The following is a 16,341-nucleotide window of genomic DNA, read 5'->3' on the forward strand; positions in this document are numbered from 1 at the left end:
GGAGGGGTAAGAGTGGATTGCAATTGTATGGATATGAACGAACTTTTTAAATTGTACAATAAGAGGCTTTTTCAAGTTGCCTACTGTATTACTAGAGATTATTATTTAGCTCAAGATGCCGTTCAGGAAACATTGATTAAAGCTTATCAGAAAATGAACACAATCGAAGACCCTGAAAAAGTAGGCGCGTGGCTTTCCGCAATAGCAACAAGATCTGCCATTGACATTGTCCGTAAAGAAAGAAAATTAAACGATCGAACGGCGAGTCATATCGAAATAGAAACGGCTAATATAAAAATGGATCAAAATGTCGAACAGGAAGTGGAAATGAATCTCTTAAAAGAACAAATCCAACAAGCTATAAACTCTCTTTCCCTCGATCAAAGGGAAGTGTTTCTTCTAAAAATAAATAGCGGATTAAAGGAAAGAGAAATAGCCACCCTATTAAAGATAAACCAAAATACGGTGAAAACGAAAATATATCGAGTAAGAAAGCAGCTGAAGGAAATGCTGACAGAGAGTTTTTCCGCATGAATTTTTAGAGATAAAAATAGAAAACACATGGCTATTTATAATAGAAAATTGCCATGTGTTTTTTTGTAATACATTTACAAAAGGCAGGATGAGAATGATGAAAATTTTAATAGTTGAGGACGATAAAACCATAGCATCGGGGCTTGAATATTCACTGCAGCAGGATTCTTATACAACTGTCATTTGTTATGATGCTGCTTCAGCGAAAAAGGTACTCCTAAATCAATCTGATGAATTGGATTTATGTCTATTTGATTTAGCCCTGCCAGATGGAAGCGGCTATGAACTATGTAAGCTTGTGAAGGAAAGGAACGATACACCAGTCATATTTTTAACAGCAAATGATGATGAGATCAATGTTGTTATGGGACTTGATATGGGAGCGGATGATTATATCACGAAGCCTTTCCGAATACGTGAACTCCTGTCTCGAATTAAATCTGTTTTGAGGAGATATCAAAAACAGCCCCCAAAAAATGCGACCATTCAAATTGAAAGCATTCGTATCAATTCGCTTGAAGGAAAGGTTTATAAGCATAGCGAAGAAATTGTCTTAACCGCATTAGAGTATCGATTATTGCTCATTTTCGCCAATCATATTGGTCAAGTACTGACAAGAAATCAGCTACTTGAACAAATTTGGGATGTGGCAGGTGATTTTGTTAATGACAATACATTGACCGTTTACATAAAAAGACTGCGTGAAAAGCTTGAGGATGATCCTCAAAATCCAACACTGATTAAAACAGTTAGAGGCATGGGCTATAAGGTAGGTGGGTAAGATGCTCCGTAATCGTGAAATTGCATTTTTACTGACGGCAATGAGTACCATTAGTTTGATGTCTTGTATTACAGCAGCATTTTTTTCAATCAATGCCGCATTAATCACATTGATTACATCAGTTCTTCTGATAGGGTGCAGCTTGATGTTTACCCGTTGGAGGTATAAAGAGATAGAAAAGCTTTCAAGCTACTTGCGCCAAATTACTAGCGGCAATTATTCGCTTGATGTTCGTGATAATCAAGAGGGAGAGCTTAGTATTTTAAAAAATGATATATACAAAGTAACACTCATGCTGTCTGAGCAAAAATCTGTCCTTAAGCTGGATAAAATATTGTTAACTGATGCGATCTCAGATATTTCCCATCAGCTAAAAACACCGCTTACTTCTATGTTGATGATGGCTGATTTGTTATATGATGCCAAGCTTCCAGTAGAAAAAAGGACTGAATTTATCAAAAGTATTCGGATACAGCTTGAACGAATGGAATGGCTTGTTTCCTCGTTATTAAAGCTTTCAAAAATTGATGCGGGCACTGTTTCATTCAAAAAAGATCAAATTTACGTGAAGAAACTAATTGAAAAAGCGGCAGAGGCGATTATGATTCCAATAGATATTAAAGAACAAACTCTATCATTTGAAGGGGAAGATAAGACTTCCTTTATAGGGGACTTCAACTGGACATGCGAAGCGATTATAAATATTTTAAAAAACTGTGTAGAGCATACTTCAGCAGGTGGTACCCTTTCTATTTCTTTTTCAGAAAATGTTCTTTTTACAGAAATATTGATTGAAGATGATGGAGAGGGCATTCCAAAGGAAGATATTCCTTATATATTTAACCGTTTTTATAAAGGGAAAAATGCATGTGAGGATAGTGTTGGTATAGGACTTGCCATGGCTCATAGCATTATAAAACGCCAAAATGGGGACATTCATGTAAAAAGCGAGCTGAATAAGGGCACACAATTTCAACTGAAGTTTTATAAACAGATTATTTAAGTGACTAAATAGTCATATTCTAAGTCACCTAATAGTCATTTTAGACAGGTAAACTAGAACCATTAGCAAAACATGGAGGTATTTCAATGGATATTTTGAAAATAGAGAATCTGTCTAAAATATATGGAAAAGGCGAAACAGCAGTAAAGGCACTTGATAATGTTTCTTTTTCGATTAAAAAAGGAGAGTTTGTCGCGATTATTGGTCCGTCTGGTTCTGGAAAATCTACCTTGCTTCACATGCTTGGAGGAGTAGACAGACCAACAAGCGGAAAAGTGCTTGTCGATAACACCGATATATATCAGTTGAATGAAACACAGCTTGCTATATTCAGACGCAGACAAATCGGCTTAATCTATCAATTTTATAATCTTATCCCTGTTCTAACAGTAGAGGAGAATATTACGCTTCCATTACTATTGGATGAACATAAAGTGGATAAGAAGGAATTGGCAGAGGTTGTAAAAATATTAAATTTGCAAAATCGCTTAACCCATCTTCCTAATCAGCTTTCTGGCGGACAGCAGCAAAGAGTTTCAATCGGCAGAGCGTTGATCAGTCATCCGGCAATTATGCTTGCAGATGAGCCAACAGGGAATCTGGACAGTAAAAACAGCGGTGAAATCATTGATCTTTTAAAAATGTTTAATAAAACGTATAATCAAACGCTTATTGTGATTACCCATGATGAACGAATTGCTCTGCAAGCTGATCGAGTAATTACCATTGAAGACGGGAGGATTGCCAATGATGAGGTGATTCGTCCATGAACATAGTCAATAAATTAACGGTTAGGCATTTGAAGCAAAATAAAAAACGTACACTTGTGACAATTATAGGTGTCATCATTTCAGTTGCCATGGTAACAGCTGTTGCTACCCTTGGATTCTCTTTTATGGATCTGATGCAAAGACAGACAATTGCAAGCGATGGAGAATGGCATGTTCAGTATAAGAATGTCAATCCAGATCAGCTCCAAGCCATCACAGCAGATGAAGAAACGGAAAAAGTGATCTTATCAAGGGATAATGGCTATGCATTCTTAGAAGGAAGTGAAAATGATTACAAGCCGTATGTATTTGTCAAAGAATACAATGATGATGGCTTCAAGCAGTTCCCAATTGAATTAAGTCAAGGAAGACTTCCAGAGGCACCGAATGAAGTCGTCCTTTCAGAAGAAATTGCTTTAAATGCAAAAGTTGAGTATAAAATGGGGGATTCGTTGCAGCTTGAAGTGGGTAACCGGATAAGTCCATCTGGAGACAAAATACTAACACAAAATGACCTGTTGCAAATAGAAAATGGGGAATTGCTTGAAAGCTTAAGTGTTGAGCAAACAAAAAATTATACAATTGTCGGTTTTATCAAACGTCCAACGTGGGAGCCAGCGTGGTCACCAGCATATACGATTCTCGCATATTTGGATGAGCATGCGATCTCGGAAAAAAATACTGTGAATGCGACTGTCGTACAAAAGAAAGTTAAACGTTCATTATATGAACATGCCGAAAACGTAGCGAAGAAGAATAATATTCCATTAAAATCTATTTCTTATAATAATGATTTGCTGCATTATTATGGTTTGACAAATAACAATGGACTAAAGAATACACTTCTATCATTATCAGTCATTATTATGGCAGTCATTATTATTGGATCGGTTTCATTGATCTATAATGCCTTTGCCATCTCTGTCTCGGAACGTTCTCGTCACTTAGGGATGCTTTCAAGTGTAGGGGCGACGAAAAGGCAGAAGAGAAATTCTGTGTTTTTTGAGGGTGTAATTATTGGTTTAATTAGTATTCCAATTGGAATAGTAAGCGGCCTTGCAGGCATCGGGATTACTTTTATGTTTATTAACTCGATTATTCAGGGTGCTCTAGGGGTTACTGAAAAGTTAATGGTCACTGTCACACCAGTTTCTATTCTCATTGCCTGTGGCGTTTCTATAATAACTATTTTCATATCAACCTTTGTCCCAGCAGTGAAAGCATCAAAAATTTCCGCCATTGATGCCATTCGGCAAACAGCCGATGTGAAACTAACTGGGAAATCAGTAAAAACATCAAAATTAATTCGTTGGCTTTTCGGCATTGAAGCAGAAATCGGTTTAAAAAACTTAAAGAGAAACAAACGCAGATACCGGGCAACAATTTTTTCTTTAGTAATTAGTATTGTTTTATTTTTATCAGTGTCTTATTTTACAGCGAGCTTGAAGAAATCATTGGAATTGTCACAGTCCGGTGTGGAATTTGATATACAGGTATCTATTGATGATGAAAAAGATGACCTGATAGAAAAAATTACAACTCTAGGGGATGTGAATGAATTTAATGTGATTAAAGAATTAAACGCGACCTCAATGATAAAAGAATCAGCAATTGCCAATGAATTAAAAGAAATGGTAAAGGCTGGAGAAACCTCCCTTGAAAATGGACAGTATCCGTATTATATTCGATTACATGCACTAAGTGAAGATGCCATAAAATCATATGCGAAAATAGCTGGCACGGATGTTAAGAAGCTTAACAATCCAGAGCATATCGCAGGTATTATTGTTGACACAATTACGTATGAAGATATGAATGCAGGAAAGTTTGTTGAAACAAAAGCGATTCATACCAAAATTGGGGAAAAAATTAATATACTTTATGCAGATTGGGAAACAGGAGAGCAGACAAAGCTCGAAAATATTGAAGTGGAAGCAACGACTGATCAATACCCTATGGGCGTTCAATCAGGAGGAGTTGGCGGATTAGATATCATTGTTTCTGAACAAGTGATGAAAAAGCTGACTGATCAGCTTCCTAATCCGGAAATTGCCACCTCCATTTATTTGAAAAGCTCAGATCCGATGAAAACACAGCAGGAAATGGAAGAAATGAAGGAAAACGGGCTTTCTTTCTATAATATTTTTCAACAGAGACAGCAGGAAGAGCAAATGATCATGCTTATGTCTGTCTTTACGTATGGATTTATTGTCTTAATTACGGCCATTTCGATTGCAAATATTTTTAACACCATCTCAACAAGCATTGCCTTGCGAAAGCGCGAGTTTGCGATGTTGAAATCGGTTGGGATGACACCAAAAAGCTTTAATAAAATGATTAATTATGAAAGTATCTTTTATGGAGTCAACTCATTACTTTTTGGACTTCCGATTAGCATTATCGTCATGTATTTAATTTATAAGGGAACAATGAATAGCTTTTCTTATGCATTTTCCCTCCCTTGGTTAAGTGTATTGTATTGTCTAGTTGCTGTTTTTGTCATTGTTCTTTCTGCGATGCTTTACTCAAGCTCAAAAGTGAAGAAGGAAAATATAATTGATGGATTGAAGCAAGAGAGTATATAGAGTACTTCAGATAGGAAGATGAATTTCTACAGTATGTGGGATTCAACTTCCTTTTTTTATAAGTGATGTGTTACCTTCTTATATATCTACATATTGTAAAAAAGGGGAGAAGACAAATGAATGTTTATATCATAACAGGTGCATCAAAAGGAATCGGGTTTGAACTTGCAAAACAATTGAGCGAAGCAGGAAATTACGTTGTTGGGGTTGCAAGAACAAATATTAGTCAAGATGGAGTGAAATTTTTTCAGGCGGATTTATCGGAGCTAGAGAAATTAGAATCTCTTACGTATGATATCGTTGGCTCTGTCCCGGAGGAAGTGGAATCCATTACTCTTATAAATAACGCAGGAATGGTTGATCCCATTGGATTGATCGGCACTGTACATGCTGCAGAAATGGCTAAGGCAATGGCAGTTAATTTAACCGCACCCATGATTATTTCCAATGTGTTTATCTCAAAGCTGGAGAATTTTAACGGGAAAAAGAGAATTGTTAATATCTCTTCTGGAGCAGGCAGAAATCCTTATGAAGGCTGGGGAACGTACTGTACGACAAAAGCAGGATTGGATCATTTTTCAAGGGTTATCGCTCTTGAGCAAGAAAATGCAGAAAGCCCAGTTGAGATTATTTCGATTGCCCCAGGGATTATCGACACCGGTATGCAGGAAATTATTCGTGCAAGCAGTGAGGATGCATTCCCGCTTTTAGACCGGTTCATTGATTATAAAGAACAAGGAAAGCTAGTTAGTGCGGAGGAAACGGCAAAGAAACTTATTTCAATCATTGAGAATGGCAATTTTAATGAGATTGGTCCTATTGCCGATATTCGGAATTTTTAATACGTTGCGTTTGTTTAGTGAGGGAAGTTACCGAAAATGTACCCATTAGGGGATCGATTGCGTCCAAAAATGGGAGAAGGTTGAAAAATTGGTAGCCATGGAAGCTTTATGTCGCCCGAAATTGGAGAAGGTAGAAAAATTGGTAGCCATGGAAGCTTCATGGATCCCGAAATTGGAGAAGATAGAAAAATCGGAAGCCATGGAACCTAAATGGTGAGGAACAATTATTTAGATAGCAAAATTCGGTGGTCATCTAGATTTAGTTATTACATAGCTGCCAGGATGTAGTCAAAAATTTGTGTTTAGGTAAATTTTTTACTACATCATTCTGCGGATAAAATATGTAATTAAATATTTTATATACCCGTATCTTTTCAGTCCCCCCTAACCGTTATTAAGGTAAGGAGGTTCAAAAGGAGTGAATGGAATGGTTTCTAATGAAAGCTTGTTTGCCAATGAAAGGGTTCAGATAGAGAAAGGAAGTAATCATTTGAATCAGCTGTATCCAGGTCTTCTAAGGTATTGCCGTTTTCTGGCGAAAAACAAATGGGATGCTGACGATCTTGTTCAGGAATCAGTCTTAAAAGCAATCCAGTATTATCCTTCTTCCGAAGTAAGTCCTGCACTTTTGAACAAAATTGCTTACCATCAATGGATTGACACGATTAGAAAAAGAAATCGCGAAGTTATCAGCTTTCACGAGGAGAAATCAGCAAAAGTTGATCCATTTAATACTGATGAACTGCTTGATACAGTAAAGTTTTTAATAACTAAGCTAACACCAAAACAAGCAATCATCTTCTTATTGAAAGAAGCTTTCAGGTACCAGGCAAAGGAAATTTCGGATTTGCTGGATACATCGGAAATGGCTGTAAAAGCGATTATTCATAGAACAAGGAAGCGGCTAGAGAAGGAAACAAATCTCCAAACTGTGGATTCCTACTGGTGTGAGGAAGAAAGGGAAATGCTAGGGAACCTGATTTATCAATCCTTACAATCTGAAGACCCATCCATATTAATTGAGTATGTATCGAACATTCCTTCATTGGCAGATGTCCCCAAGCTGTCTAAGAAAAAATATTCTCAATCTCCTCTTGACCTTTATTGTATCGCAGCATAATAAAGGGAGGAATTTTAATGGGTACAATTCCATATGTGATTGAACATTCCAATCGTGGAGAACGCTCATATGATATTTATTCACGTCTTTTGAAGGATCGAATCATCATCATTGGGGAAGAAATTAATGAGCAAGTCGCAAACAGTGTTATTGGCCAGCTATTGTTTCTGGAAGCGGATAATCCAGAAAAAGATATTTCTATTTACATTAATAGCCCTGGAGGATCGACAACAGCTGGCTTTGCGATCTTTGATACGATGGAGTATATTAAACCAGATGTAAGCACCATTTGTATGGGAATGGCTGCATCATTTGGAGCATTGCTGCTAATTGCTGGTACGAAGGGGAAAAGGTTTGCCCTTCCAAACAGCGAGATTATGATCCATCAGCCGCTTGGAGGCGCAAGAGGGCAGGCAACAGAAATTGAAATCTCTGCACGAAGAATTCTAAAACTCCGGGATCATGTCAATCGAATTATTGCTGATCGCACAGGACAGCCTGTTGAAAAAATTGCTAAAGACAGTGATCGTGATTTCTATATGACCGCCGAGGAAGCACTGGAATACGGGATTATCGATAAAATTATCACTAAAAAATAATGATTAAAGCGCTTTGCTTCGAAAAGGGGTAAAGCGTTTTTTTATTAAGTTAAATTTCAGAATTTGTGGTAAAATTTAGAAAAAGAGGTGTGTTTTATGATATTAGATAATTTCGAAGAATATGATGACCCAAAGACATATGATAGTGAAAACGAATCGTATAAAGAGGATCTACCCTTTCTATTGAAGTGGGCTGCGGTATGTGTACCCGAAAGAAATGGAACGAATTTTATCTGCTAATGGTTTTGAAATCGAACATCTCTATCAAGATTGGAATGAAACGCCAATAACTGCTGATAGCACGCAAATGGTGTATGTTTGTAAGAAAGTAAAGTAAAGTGATCCATTAAGGATGTGGGGTTAAACATGAATGTAATAAACTTACTAAATTATATTTTTGACTTTCTTTTGGCTCCATTTAATTTATTTCTGATGGCCATTAGTATTGTGATTGTTGCCATGATTATGAGTTTATTTTTTAAAACAAAGAGATCAGTGGGGATAGCTGTAACGGTTGTTGTATTAGGAACAATCCTTATTTTCAACCAATTGAAATACACAAATTTTGAAAAGCATTTTGCAAAACAGCTCAATGAGGCAACGATTGTTCCCAGTATCACAATTTATACAGTTGATCATACAGGCAATAGGCAAGCACATGTAACGATAAAAAATGAGAATTTCATAAACAGTATTTTGGAGGACTTATCCGATGTAAAATTAAAAAAAGATAACAATCTTTCCAATACTTTTAGAGAATATCATTTAAGCATTCTTACGACCAACGAGAAGGAGGAGATTACACAAACTGAAAGTTTTAACTTAGATTTGGATAGTGAATACATTAATAATTTTAAAATAATCAGTGACTCCAATCATTTAAAAACAATTGAGTTACTCTTAGATAGTGAAGCAATTGATTGGATAGTTGATTAAGAATAATTCCTATCACATATGGATTGGTTCCCGTTATCCAAGAATACGAGTGAAAAATGAACTCAATAAGGGTGATTGATTCCCGTTACCCAAGAATAAGAGTGAAAAGTGAACTAATACAGTCAACAGGTTCAGGATGAGGGGCCAAGCTTCATAGTCATCATTATATTTAATTATATGGGACAGTACCGTCCCTCTGTCTCAGTAAGGGATTGAATAATTTGACCTAAGGAGTGGTTCTATGACCAGGGAATACAATGATCTTATAGGCGAGATTTTGGAGCGTGCAGGTGAGAAAGATAATTTTGATTATAAAGGGAAAGGAAAGCCGCTATCTAAAGAATATTTGCAGATGGACACATTCCAGCACTTTCAAAAGATTGCAAAAGATGCTGGTTATTTGCCACAATGGGTGAAGCTGCAAAAGGAAATCTCCCAATTAGTCCATACTTGTGAAACAAATAATGATGTCGAAGAGATTAATAAAAAAATCAAAAAATATAATAAGATTTGCCCTCATCAATTACAAAAGGCACCTATAAGCTTGGAACATATTGAAAAGTATAAGAATATTTGGTGAATGAAGAGTTATGTCTTTTGATTAAATCAGCAGAACCCTAAGAGATATTGTGATTAATTTTAACAGTGATGTTTTATATGAATGTTTTCGGGTCGGTAAATTCTTTGCATAATTTCCATAATTGCTAATAAATTGTGTACAAAAGTTTTGAATCGAACGGAAGGAGGACATATCCACTTTCATAAGATGGATATTTTTATTATTGGATGCTTTAATAATTTCAGAATGTGCTGCTTTACTAGTTTCCAGATTTCGGCATGCCATAATGACAGTGCATCCTTTAGATGCAAACTGTATCGCAGCTGCTTTTCCAATCCCTGAATTAGCACCAGTAATAATTACATAGCGTTCGTGCATTGGATAATCCTCTTCTTTGGTCCAGTGTATCTATTAGTTGAAAATCATTTAGATTTTATGCTGGAAGTACTTAAGTATGATTGATTAATTTCTTACATTGAAACGATTTAGTTATATATGGGGAAAATGTAAGATTTGAAGGGCTAACAAACAACTAAGCCAAATTTTTAAGGGTGTGTAAAGCATGGAAGAATTAATGGGTCTTTTGTTAGGTACTTTGAATTTGTTTTATCCTTTGCTTATAGCATCAGTCAGTCTTTTTATATATGCACTTATTAAGCAATCTTGGGGACTGATGTTAATCAGTGCCATTTTCCTTTATCCGGATGTATGGTATTTTAGCGGGTCTCCACGTTTTCCTTGGGCAATATTTGTTCCACTTATTCATGTCATTTTAGCAATATTGCTTTATCTAAAAAAAAATAAAATATTTTATTAAAATGAACTTTTTCCCCTTCTTGAATGTAAAGGTTAGTAAAGAGAGAAAAGGGGTTTTTTATAATGGATACTGGCTGGATTATTTCCTTAATTGTGGGTGGAGTGTTCATGGTGCTTATAATAGCAATTGTGATTCCAATGGATCGTAAACATATTGTCCGAGAGAATGGCAAAATTAATTTTAAGAAAACAAAAATATATTTACGCTGGAATGTTTTTGATACACTCACACTCTGTCTTGCAATTTATGCGATAGTTTGTGTTCAAGTTCTAAATCTATTAATTTCGAACGGACAAAATGTTGAGAATAATTTTGTCCAGTTTTTTACGAATCAAGCACAGGTTTGGACACTTGTGTCGATGATTTACTTAATTACAAGAGTTTCACTAACCCTAAAGGCGATTAAAGAGCGCTGGGGAGATCAAATTGATTGAGCGTGCTGATGAGTTAATGATTGCTTATCAAAATGGAGATGATGATGCACTAGCTGGTATTTATACCCTTTTAAAGCCTGCTTTATATTCGTTTATATACAGATATTCAAGGGATCAGCAATTATCGATTGATATCGTTCAAGATTCATTTGTCAAGCTTCAGCGTTACAAATATCATTTTCATCCAGGAAAAGGGAAGATAAAAAATTATCTATTTCAAATAGCATACCGTTTACTGATAGATAAATTAAATCGGCGGAAAAAATGGCAATCGTTTATGCCTTTTTTAGCCCCAATTACGAAAGGTGAACTGCACCATACGGATCGGCTGACGATTCGGGAAGCCATTTCAAATCTCCCTGAAAAACAGCGGGCAGTCATTCTTTTATTCTATTATCATGATATGAAACATGAAGAAATTGCAGAAATACTGAATATACCAAAAGGAACGGTCAAATCGAGATTACACACAGCAATCCAAAGTTTAAAAGAAGAACTGGAGGATGATTTCAATGAATCACGATCCATTTAATAAGGCACATCATCTTCGTACAAAGTTAGATGAATATCATGTGGATATTCCAAATTTTCCAATGCAGTCTAAGAAGAAGAGATGGGAGCGTTTAATCAATTTTCTTGCCTCACCTGCGAAAGACCCATTAGAGCCACTTGTTTCAACAACAGCTTGGTTTACTGTATTAAAATTTGCACCAATTATGGGAATGGCAGCATTCTCTATTATTCAGCTTTTCTTTTTAACTTAAAAAAATAGGAGGAGGGGTCAGACCCCTCCTCCTATTTTTTTGTAATTGGTTATAGTCAGTGAACCTATCCCTCTATCTTACTGCAAGTTCTGACTCTTTCTTTCTGATAAGCACACCGGTTACAACGAATGAACAGACCGCTAATACAACTAGTAATATAAATACAGAGTGCAAGCTTGATTCTAATGAGGGTCCTTTTAGCTGATCACTTAGCAATAGACCGGAAACGGCAATTCCGATGGTTTGTCCTAAGTTTTTCATTAAATTATGGGATCCCATTGCAGCACCACGAAGCTGCCATTCAACAGCTGATTGCACGGCAACCGTATATGCGGTAAATGCTAGACCAAAACCGATTCCAATAAATGCGGTAACCACCATCATGATATATACTGGTGTATTTGTCTGGAAAAATACAAAGCCAGTACAGCTTAAAATAACCACTAAAGTACCTATTAAGGTAACATGGGCAATTGATTTATTTCCTAACCATTTTCCACAAAAGATCGCTCCAATCGGCCATGTGACAGACATTGGCAGCATCGCAATTCCCGAATAAGTGGCATTTAAATTCGTTACTCCCTGAACCCATAATGGGATATAGAACGTTACCGTTACAAGGATAAAGCCTAATAAAAATCCGGCAATATTTGAAACGGTAATAAGTGTATTTTTAAATAGAGTAAGCGGCAGCATGGGTTCTTTCCCTTTTGCTTCAATCCAAATAAATAAGCAAAGACCGATAAAAGCAATAACTAGGTATACTGTGATGCTTCCGGTTAAATGTTTGTGCTCCTTTAGAAGTGTTAATGCATATAAGAAGGATGTCATACAAATAGCAAATGTGAGAATCCCAGCATAATCGATCACTTGCTTTTTCTTTTCTATTTGCTCTTTTAAAGAAACCCATAATAAAATTAATGATATGATTCCAAATGGCAGATTCATGTAGAAAATCCAGTGCCATGAGATGGTGTCGACAATAAACCCGCCAACAAGCGGACCTGCAATCCCTGCAATTCCCCACATACTGCTAATCCACCCTTGAATCTTCGCCCTCTGTTTAAATTCAAAAACATCTCCAATAATGGTGAATGGAATTGTTGTCAGGGCTCCAGCTCCAATCCCTTGAATCAATCGGAATAGTACAAGCTGTTCCATTGATTGTGATAGCCCTGAAAGCATAGAGCCAATGAGGAAAATGATTGTTCCAATGGTAAACATTAGTTTTCTGCCGTATAAATCAGCGAGTTTTCCAAAAACGGGTGTACTGATAACTGTAGCTAAAAGATAAACAGATATAACCCATGTATACAGTTCACTTCCGCCTAAGTCTTCCACAATTTTCGGCATAGCCGTGCTGACAATTGTGCCTTCAATTGCTGTTAGAAAGGTTGCAATTAACAAGGCTACAATAACGGATGTATGTTTTGTTTCGTTATTCAATTTTGTCTCCTCTTTTCTTACTTAATTCGCCAATAGAAAACCTTCCAATTTCAGAAAATTGGAAGGTGATTAATATGCATTATATAGTATAGCATGTTTTACTGTAAAAATTTATTAAAAAAATGGGTTTAATAAGCCATAATAGATTATATTGAAAAAATAATTCTTTATGAAATATCTTATTTTGAAGAAAATGAAACAGTTTACATGGTGATGAAATACTTTGTGGGAGAGACATACGGCAAATTTATTGAAAAGCAGATTCCATTATATCTAACTGTTTCCTAAAAGAAGTTTTTTAACACTTATCTATACAATTCAATTTGTTCATGATCATTGGGTGATCCAACGGGACATTTTTAAAATATGTTTACATAAAATTAACCAAACTATGCTATCTTTTAATTCCTCATCCTTTATAAAATATAGGAACTAAGGTTGAGGAAGGTCTGCATAATGAAAAGACATTTTGAAAATAGTATAAAGTTAATCCCGATAATTTTACAAATTATTTTGAATGTTTCTCTAGTCATTTTGGCATGCATTTTATCAGTGTTATTAGTAAAGGAGCTAATTATTTTTATTCAAATGCTTTTCAATGATGAAAGCAATGACTATAAGCTATTTCTTGCCAATATACTTATCTACTTTTTGTATTTTGAATTTATATCAATGATTGTGAAGTATTTTAAGGAGAATTATCATTTCCCCTTGAGATATTTTATATACATTGGCATTACCGCGATGATTAGGTTAATTATCGTCGACCATGAAAATCCATTAAATACATTATTCTATTCATTTGTTATATTAGTGTTAATTTTAGGATATTACATCATGCACATGACCCCTCGTGAAAGGAGTTAGATCTGCTAATTGCTTTTCACAGAACTTATGCTAAAAAAATGTGATCACAGTTGCAAAGGAATTTTTACTGAGAACCTTGTTCATTTATAATTGGACAGGTTTTTTCTGATTAAAAAAATAAATATAATGCAAGATTTATTATTTGATACAAAATGTTTTCGAGCCGTATTAATAGTTAAAAAAAATTATTTACTGAAACAGCGAGAAAAAAACTTTTTCATCACGTTGTATAGGATGTAAAAGCTTTTACAAAAGTATAAGGGGAATAGACATGAAATGTAATGAAAATAATTATATCCAGCGGTTACAGCGTCAAAAGGAAGATGCGTTAGAATTTATCGTTGATAAATATTTGCCATTAATGAAGGGGATTGCCTATAAGGTCCTATCCCCGCTTCAAAATGAAGGAATCATGGAAGAATGTGTTAACGATATTTTTCTATCAATATGGAACCATTCGAAGAAATTTCAAGGGGATGCCAATGATTTTAGAAAATGGATCTGTGCAATTGCTAAGTTTAAAGCAATTGATTACTACCGAAGAACGAGCAATAGAAAGGAATTTTCTAGTGATATCGTTGAGGAGACTGCTGAGAAATCAGCAGAGGATGAACTTGTAATCTTGGAAGATAAAACAGAATTAATCCAGTTAATTAATCAATTAGAACCTGTTGACAGGGAGATATTCATAATGAAATTCTTCTTAGGCTTGAAAACCGAGGAAATATCAAAAAAACTAGGATTGACCGAATCTTCAATAAGCAATCGAATTTATCGGGGGAAAAAGAAACTGCATATAAAAGCAGAAAAACTTAATCTTGGAGGGAGTCTCGTATGAAGGATATTTATGAACTATTAAATGATATAGACATTAATGAAACTGAATTTGAAGAAATCGAAGTGGATGAACTGGAAAACGCGAGAGTGAAAAAGGCATTGAAAAAATCAATCCGCCAAAAGAAAAAGAGAATGGGATGGAAAAAGAATGTAGCTGCAGCAGTCATTCTATGCGGCTTGTCAGTGACCACCATTGGATTAACGTTGCCAGCATATGCTGGGAGTATCCCAGTAATAGGAGATATTTTTAGATTCTTGGATAATGGTCGTACAGGTCTTTATGATGAGTACAAAGAATATTCAACAGAGATCAATATGACAGATGAAAGTAAAGGCATAAACGTGACACTCAATGATGCAATTTTTGATGGTAAAACCGTTTCATTAACATACTCAATCGAAAGTGAGCATGACTTAGGTACACATCCAATCTTAGAAGATCACTTGGATATAAAAGGAGTTAGCAGCCAATCAGGAAGTGCACATATTTCAAAAATAGATGATTATCATTATGTAGGCATTGTAACTGCAAGTAATATTGATCGAGACCAAGAGGATATAGCTAAAATTAAGTGGGAAATTGACAGCATCACTTTGCCAGATCAGAATTTCAAAGAAATTAAGGGCAGCTGGAATTTTGCTATAGCTGTTGAAGCAACGGAAAGGAAAGAAGTAATTAGTAAGGGAAGTTCAGAAAAAAATGGAGTAAAGGTGAATATCGAAAAGCTAGCCTACTCACCGATGTCATTTATCGTTTATTACGATCAAATCATTTCCCAAGAAGTTAGAAACAAATGGCATTCCGTAGATGTTGAAATAGAAATAAAAGATGATCTAGGAAACAGTTATGCGGGTGAAGGAAATGGCGGTTCAGGTGACGGCTACAATATGAGTTGGAGTAAGACAATTGAAAAACTAGATGAGAATGCATCAAAGTTATTTATAACGCCTTATATTTCTTTAAGAGAGCATACACCAAAGAATTTTGGCTCAGTCGAAATCTCAAAAGATGGGACAAAGGAAATTCCAATCCCTGAAAAGCCAGGCAAAGGAAAAGAAGAATTTGTATTAGAGGATATTGTTATTGATATTAATGATTTCTCATCTGGGGGGGAACTGAAAAATAACAGGTCAAATTAAAATACGGAAAAAAACAGCGGGGAGAAAGGGGTTTCCTGCTGTTTTATTGTTTTTATTAAAATAATCTTGCTCGAGCGAAAAAAGGAAAAAGGAGCTTCATCTGGTGAATGAAGTCCCTACATGAATGAAAATGGAGAGTGAAAGTCCTTCATAGTGGTAATGAAGAACTTTTCTCGAGCGAAAAAAGGAAAAAGGTGCTTCATCAAGTAAATGAAGTCCCAACATGAATGAAAAAGGAGAGTGAAAGTCCTTCATAGTGGTAATGAAGAACTTTTCTCGAGCGAAAAAAGGAAAAAGGTGCTTCATC

The 16,341-nt window shown here is 35.6% G+C and carries 20 protein-coding genes; 18 read left to right on the forward strand and 2 right to left on the reverse strand.

Features of this window, described 5'->3' with window-relative positions:
- Positions 1 to 12 precede the first annotated feature (12 nt).
- The 11 genes from C1726_RS21780 (at position 13) to C1726_RS21830 (ending at position 9,750) form a co-directional block, all read left to right on the forward strand.
- Positions 13 to 534 (forward strand): RNA polymerase sigma factor, encoded by a 522-nt coding sequence (locus C1726_RS21780; RefSeq protein WP_235822820.1) that lies wholly within the window; start codon positions 13 to 15, stop codon positions 532 to 534.
- Between the two features lie 97 nt (positions 535 to 631).
- Positions 632 to 1,315, forward strand: coding sequence for a response regulator transcription factor (locus C1726_RS21785; RefSeq protein ID WP_102275068.1), 684 nt, complete (start codon positions 632 to 634; stop codon positions 1,313 to 1,315).
- Position 1,316: 1 nt separating this feature from the next.
- Positions 1,317 to 2,318: a sensor histidine kinase gene (locus C1726_RS21790; protein WP_102275069.1), complete on the forward strand. Its 1,002-nt coding sequence runs from the start codon at positions 1,317 to 1,319 to the stop codon at positions 2,316 to 2,318.
- An 86-nt stretch (positions 2,319 to 2,404) separates the two neighbouring features.
- Positions 2,405 to 3,088, forward strand: a complete 684-nt coding sequence (locus C1726_RS21795; protein WP_102275070.1) for an ABC transporter ATP-binding protein — start codon at positions 2,405 to 2,407, stop codon at positions 3,086 to 3,088.
- Positions 3,085 to 5,673: an ABC transporter permease gene (locus C1726_RS21800; protein ID WP_102275071.1), complete on the forward strand. Its 2,589-nt coding sequence runs from the start codon at positions 3,085 to 3,087 to the stop codon at positions 5,671 to 5,673. The genes C1726_RS21795 and C1726_RS21800 overlap by 4 nt, the downstream gene beginning before the upstream one ends.
- A gap of 116 nt (positions 5,674 to 5,789) precedes the next feature.
- Positions 5,790 to 6,515 carry a (S)-benzoin forming benzil reductase gene (locus C1726_RS21805; protein ID WP_102275072.1) on the forward strand — a complete coding sequence of 242 codons (726 nt, stop codon included), beginning with the start codon at positions 5,790 to 5,792 and terminating at the stop codon, positions 6,513 to 6,515.
- A gap of 427 nt (positions 6,516 to 6,942) precedes the next feature.
- A complete protein-coding gene (locus tag C1726_RS21810) occupies positions 6,943 to 7,635 on the forward strand; it encodes a sigma-70 family RNA polymerase sigma factor (RefSeq protein ID WP_235822880.1) in 693 nt (230 codons plus the stop codon).
- A 17-nt stretch (positions 7,636 to 7,652) separates the two neighbouring features.
- Positions 7,653 to 8,234, forward strand: coding sequence for an ATP-dependent Clp endopeptidase proteolytic subunit ClpP (clpP, locus tag C1726_RS21815; RefSeq protein WP_102275074.1), 582 nt, complete (start codon positions 7,653 to 7,655; stop codon positions 8,232 to 8,234).
- Positions 8,235 to 8,436: 202 nt separating this feature from the next.
- The gene (locus C1726_RS26815) at positions 8,437 to 8,571 is read left to right on the forward strand and encodes a hypothetical protein (protein WP_268877040.1); all 135 of its coding nucleotides are present in this window, start codon (positions 8,437 to 8,439) and stop codon (positions 8,569 to 8,571) included.
- A 29-nt stretch (positions 8,572 to 8,600) separates the two neighbouring features.
- Positions 8,601 to 9,170, forward strand: a complete 570-nt coding sequence (locus C1726_RS21825; RefSeq protein WP_102275075.1) for a hypothetical protein — start codon at positions 8,601 to 8,603, stop codon at positions 9,168 to 9,170.
- 241 nt (positions 9,171 to 9,411) lie between these two features.
- A complete protein-coding gene (locus C1726_RS21830; RefSeq protein ID WP_102275076.1) occupies positions 9,412 to 9,750 on the forward strand; it encodes a DnaJ family domain-containing protein in 339 nt (112 codons plus the stop codon).
- A 21-nt stretch (positions 9,751 to 9,771) separates the two neighbouring features.
- Here C1726_RS21830 and C1726_RS21835 read toward each other — a convergent pair whose 3' ends face one another.
- Positions 9,772 to 10,107, reverse strand: coding sequence for an SDR family NAD(P)-dependent oxidoreductase (locus tag C1726_RS21835; protein ID WP_102275077.1), 336 nt, complete (start codon positions 10,105 to 10,107; stop codon positions 9,772 to 9,774).
- Between the two features lie 184 nt (positions 10,108 to 10,291).
- Here C1726_RS21835 and C1726_RS21840 point away from each other — a divergent pair, with 184 nt between their 5' ends.
- The 4 genes from C1726_RS21840 (at position 10,292) to C1726_RS21855 (ending at position 11,744) form a co-directional block, all read left to right on the forward strand.
- Positions 10,292 to 10,546: a hypothetical protein gene (locus tag C1726_RS21840; protein ID WP_102275078.1), complete on the forward strand. Its 255-nt coding sequence runs from the start codon at positions 10,292 to 10,294 to the stop codon at positions 10,544 to 10,546.
- Between the two features lie 62 nt (positions 10,547 to 10,608).
- Positions 10,609 to 10,980 (forward strand): group-specific protein, encoded by a 372-nt coding sequence (locus C1726_RS21845; protein WP_102275079.1) that lies wholly within the window; start codon positions 10,609 to 10,611, stop codon positions 10,978 to 10,980.
- Between the two features lie 16 nt (positions 10,981 to 10,996).
- On the forward strand, positions 10,997 to 11,512 hold the full coding sequence (locus C1726_RS21850) for an RNA polymerase sigma factor (RefSeq protein WP_102275890.1): 516 nt from the start codon (positions 10,997 to 10,999) through the stop codon (positions 11,510 to 11,512).
- On the forward strand, positions 11,493 to 11,744 hold the full coding sequence (locus tag C1726_RS21855; protein ID WP_102275080.1) for a hypothetical protein: 252 nt from the start codon (positions 11,493 to 11,495) through the stop codon (positions 11,742 to 11,744). The genes C1726_RS21850 and C1726_RS21855 overlap by 20 nt, the downstream gene beginning before the upstream one ends.
- 72 nt (positions 11,745 to 11,816) lie before the next feature.
- Here C1726_RS21855 and C1726_RS21860 read toward each other — a convergent pair whose 3' ends face one another.
- Complete coding sequence (locus C1726_RS21860) at positions 11,817 to 13,190, reverse strand: MDR family MFS transporter (RefSeq protein ID WP_102275081.1); 1,374 nt, start codon at positions 13,188 to 13,190, stop codon at positions 11,817 to 11,819.
- 456 nt (positions 13,191 to 13,646) lie between these two features.
- Between C1726_RS21860 and psiE the strand changes: the two genes are divergently transcribed.
- From psiE to C1726_RS21875, 3 genes are all read left to right on the forward strand, one after another.
- The gene (psiE, locus tag C1726_RS21865) at positions 13,647 to 14,057 is read left to right on the forward strand and encodes a phosphate-starvation-inducible protein PsiE (protein WP_102275082.1); all 411 of its coding nucleotides are present in this window, start codon (positions 13,647 to 13,649) and stop codon (positions 14,055 to 14,057) included.
- A gap of 271 nt (positions 14,058 to 14,328) precedes the next feature.
- Positions 14,329 to 14,895: a sigma-70 family RNA polymerase sigma factor gene (locus C1726_RS21870; protein WP_102275083.1), complete on the forward strand. Its 567-nt coding sequence runs from the start codon at positions 14,329 to 14,331 to the stop codon at positions 14,893 to 14,895.
- Positions 14,892 to 16,034 carry a DUF4179 domain-containing protein gene (locus tag C1726_RS21875; protein ID WP_102275084.1) on the forward strand — a complete coding sequence of 381 codons (1,143 nt, stop codon included), beginning with the start codon at positions 14,892 to 14,894 and terminating at the stop codon, positions 16,032 to 16,034. Before C1726_RS21870 ends, C1726_RS21875 begins: the two co-directional genes overlap by 4 nt.
- Positions 16,035 to 16,341 lie beyond the last annotated feature (307 nt).

The sequence above is a fragment of the Cytobacillus massiliigabonensis genome, assembly GCF_900199725.1.
GTDB lineage: Bacteria > Bacillota > Bacilli > Bacillales > Cytobacillaceae > Cytobacillus > Cytobacillus massiliigabonensis.

Coding starts and splice junctions, on each gene's coding strand:
- C1726_RS21840 (WP_102275078.1), top strand. CDS start 10,292: ATGGAAGAATTAATGGGTCTTTTGTTAGGTACTTTGAATTTGTTTTAT.
- C1726_RS21870 (WP_102275083.1), top strand. CDS start 14,329: ATGAAATGTAATGAAAATAATTATATCCAGCGGTTACAGCGTCAAAAG.
- C1726_RS21800 (WP_102275071.1), top strand. CDS start 3,085: ATGAACATAGTCAATAAATTAACGGTTAGGCATTTGAAGCAAAATAAA.
- C1726_RS21855 (WP_102275080.1), top strand. CDS start 11,493: ATGAATCACGATCCATTTAATAAGGCACATCATCTTCGTACAAAGTTA.
- clpP (WP_102275074.1), top strand. CDS start 7,653: ATGGGTACAATTCCATATGTGATTGAACATTCCAATCGTGGAGAACGC.
- C1726_RS21825 (WP_102275075.1), top strand. CDS start 8,601: ATGAATGTAATAAACTTACTAAATTATATTTTTGACTTTCTTTTGGCT.
- C1726_RS21850 (WP_102275890.1), top strand. CDS start 10,997: ATGATTGCTTATCAAAATGGAGATGATGATGCACTAGCTGGTATTTAT.
- C1726_RS21830 (WP_102275076.1), top strand. CDS start 9,412: ATGACCAGGGAATACAATGATCTTATAGGCGAGATTTTGGAGCGTGCA.
- C1726_RS21790 (WP_102275069.1), top strand. CDS start 1,317: ATGCTCCGTAATCGTGAAATTGCATTTTTACTGACGGCAATGAGTACC.
- C1726_RS21805 (WP_102275072.1), top strand. CDS start 5,790: ATGAATGTTTATATCATAACAGGTGCATCAAAAGGAATCGGGTTTGAA.
- C1726_RS21795 (WP_102275070.1), top strand. CDS start 2,405: ATGGATATTTTGAAAATAGAGAATCTGTCTAAAATATATGGAAAAGGC.
- C1726_RS21810 (WP_235822880.1), top strand. CDS start 6,943: ATGGTTTCTAATGAAAGCTTGTTTGCCAATGAAAGGGTTCAGATAGAG.
- psiE (WP_102275082.1), top strand. CDS start 13,647: ATGAAAAGACATTTTGAAAATAGTATAAAGTTAATCCCGATAATTTTA.
- C1726_RS21835 (WP_102275077.1), bottom strand. CDS start 10,107: ATGCACGAACGCTATGTAATTATTACTGGTGCTAATTCAGGGATTGGA.
- C1726_RS21845 (WP_102275079.1), top strand. CDS start 10,609: ATGGATACTGGCTGGATTATTTCCTTAATTGTGGGTGGAGTGTTCATG.
- C1726_RS21875 (WP_102275084.1), top strand. CDS start 14,892: ATGAAGGATATTTATGAACTATTAAATGATATAGACATTAATGAAACT.
- C1726_RS21785 (WP_102275068.1), top strand. CDS start 632: ATGAAAATTTTAATAGTTGAGGACGATAAAACCATAGCATCGGGGCTT.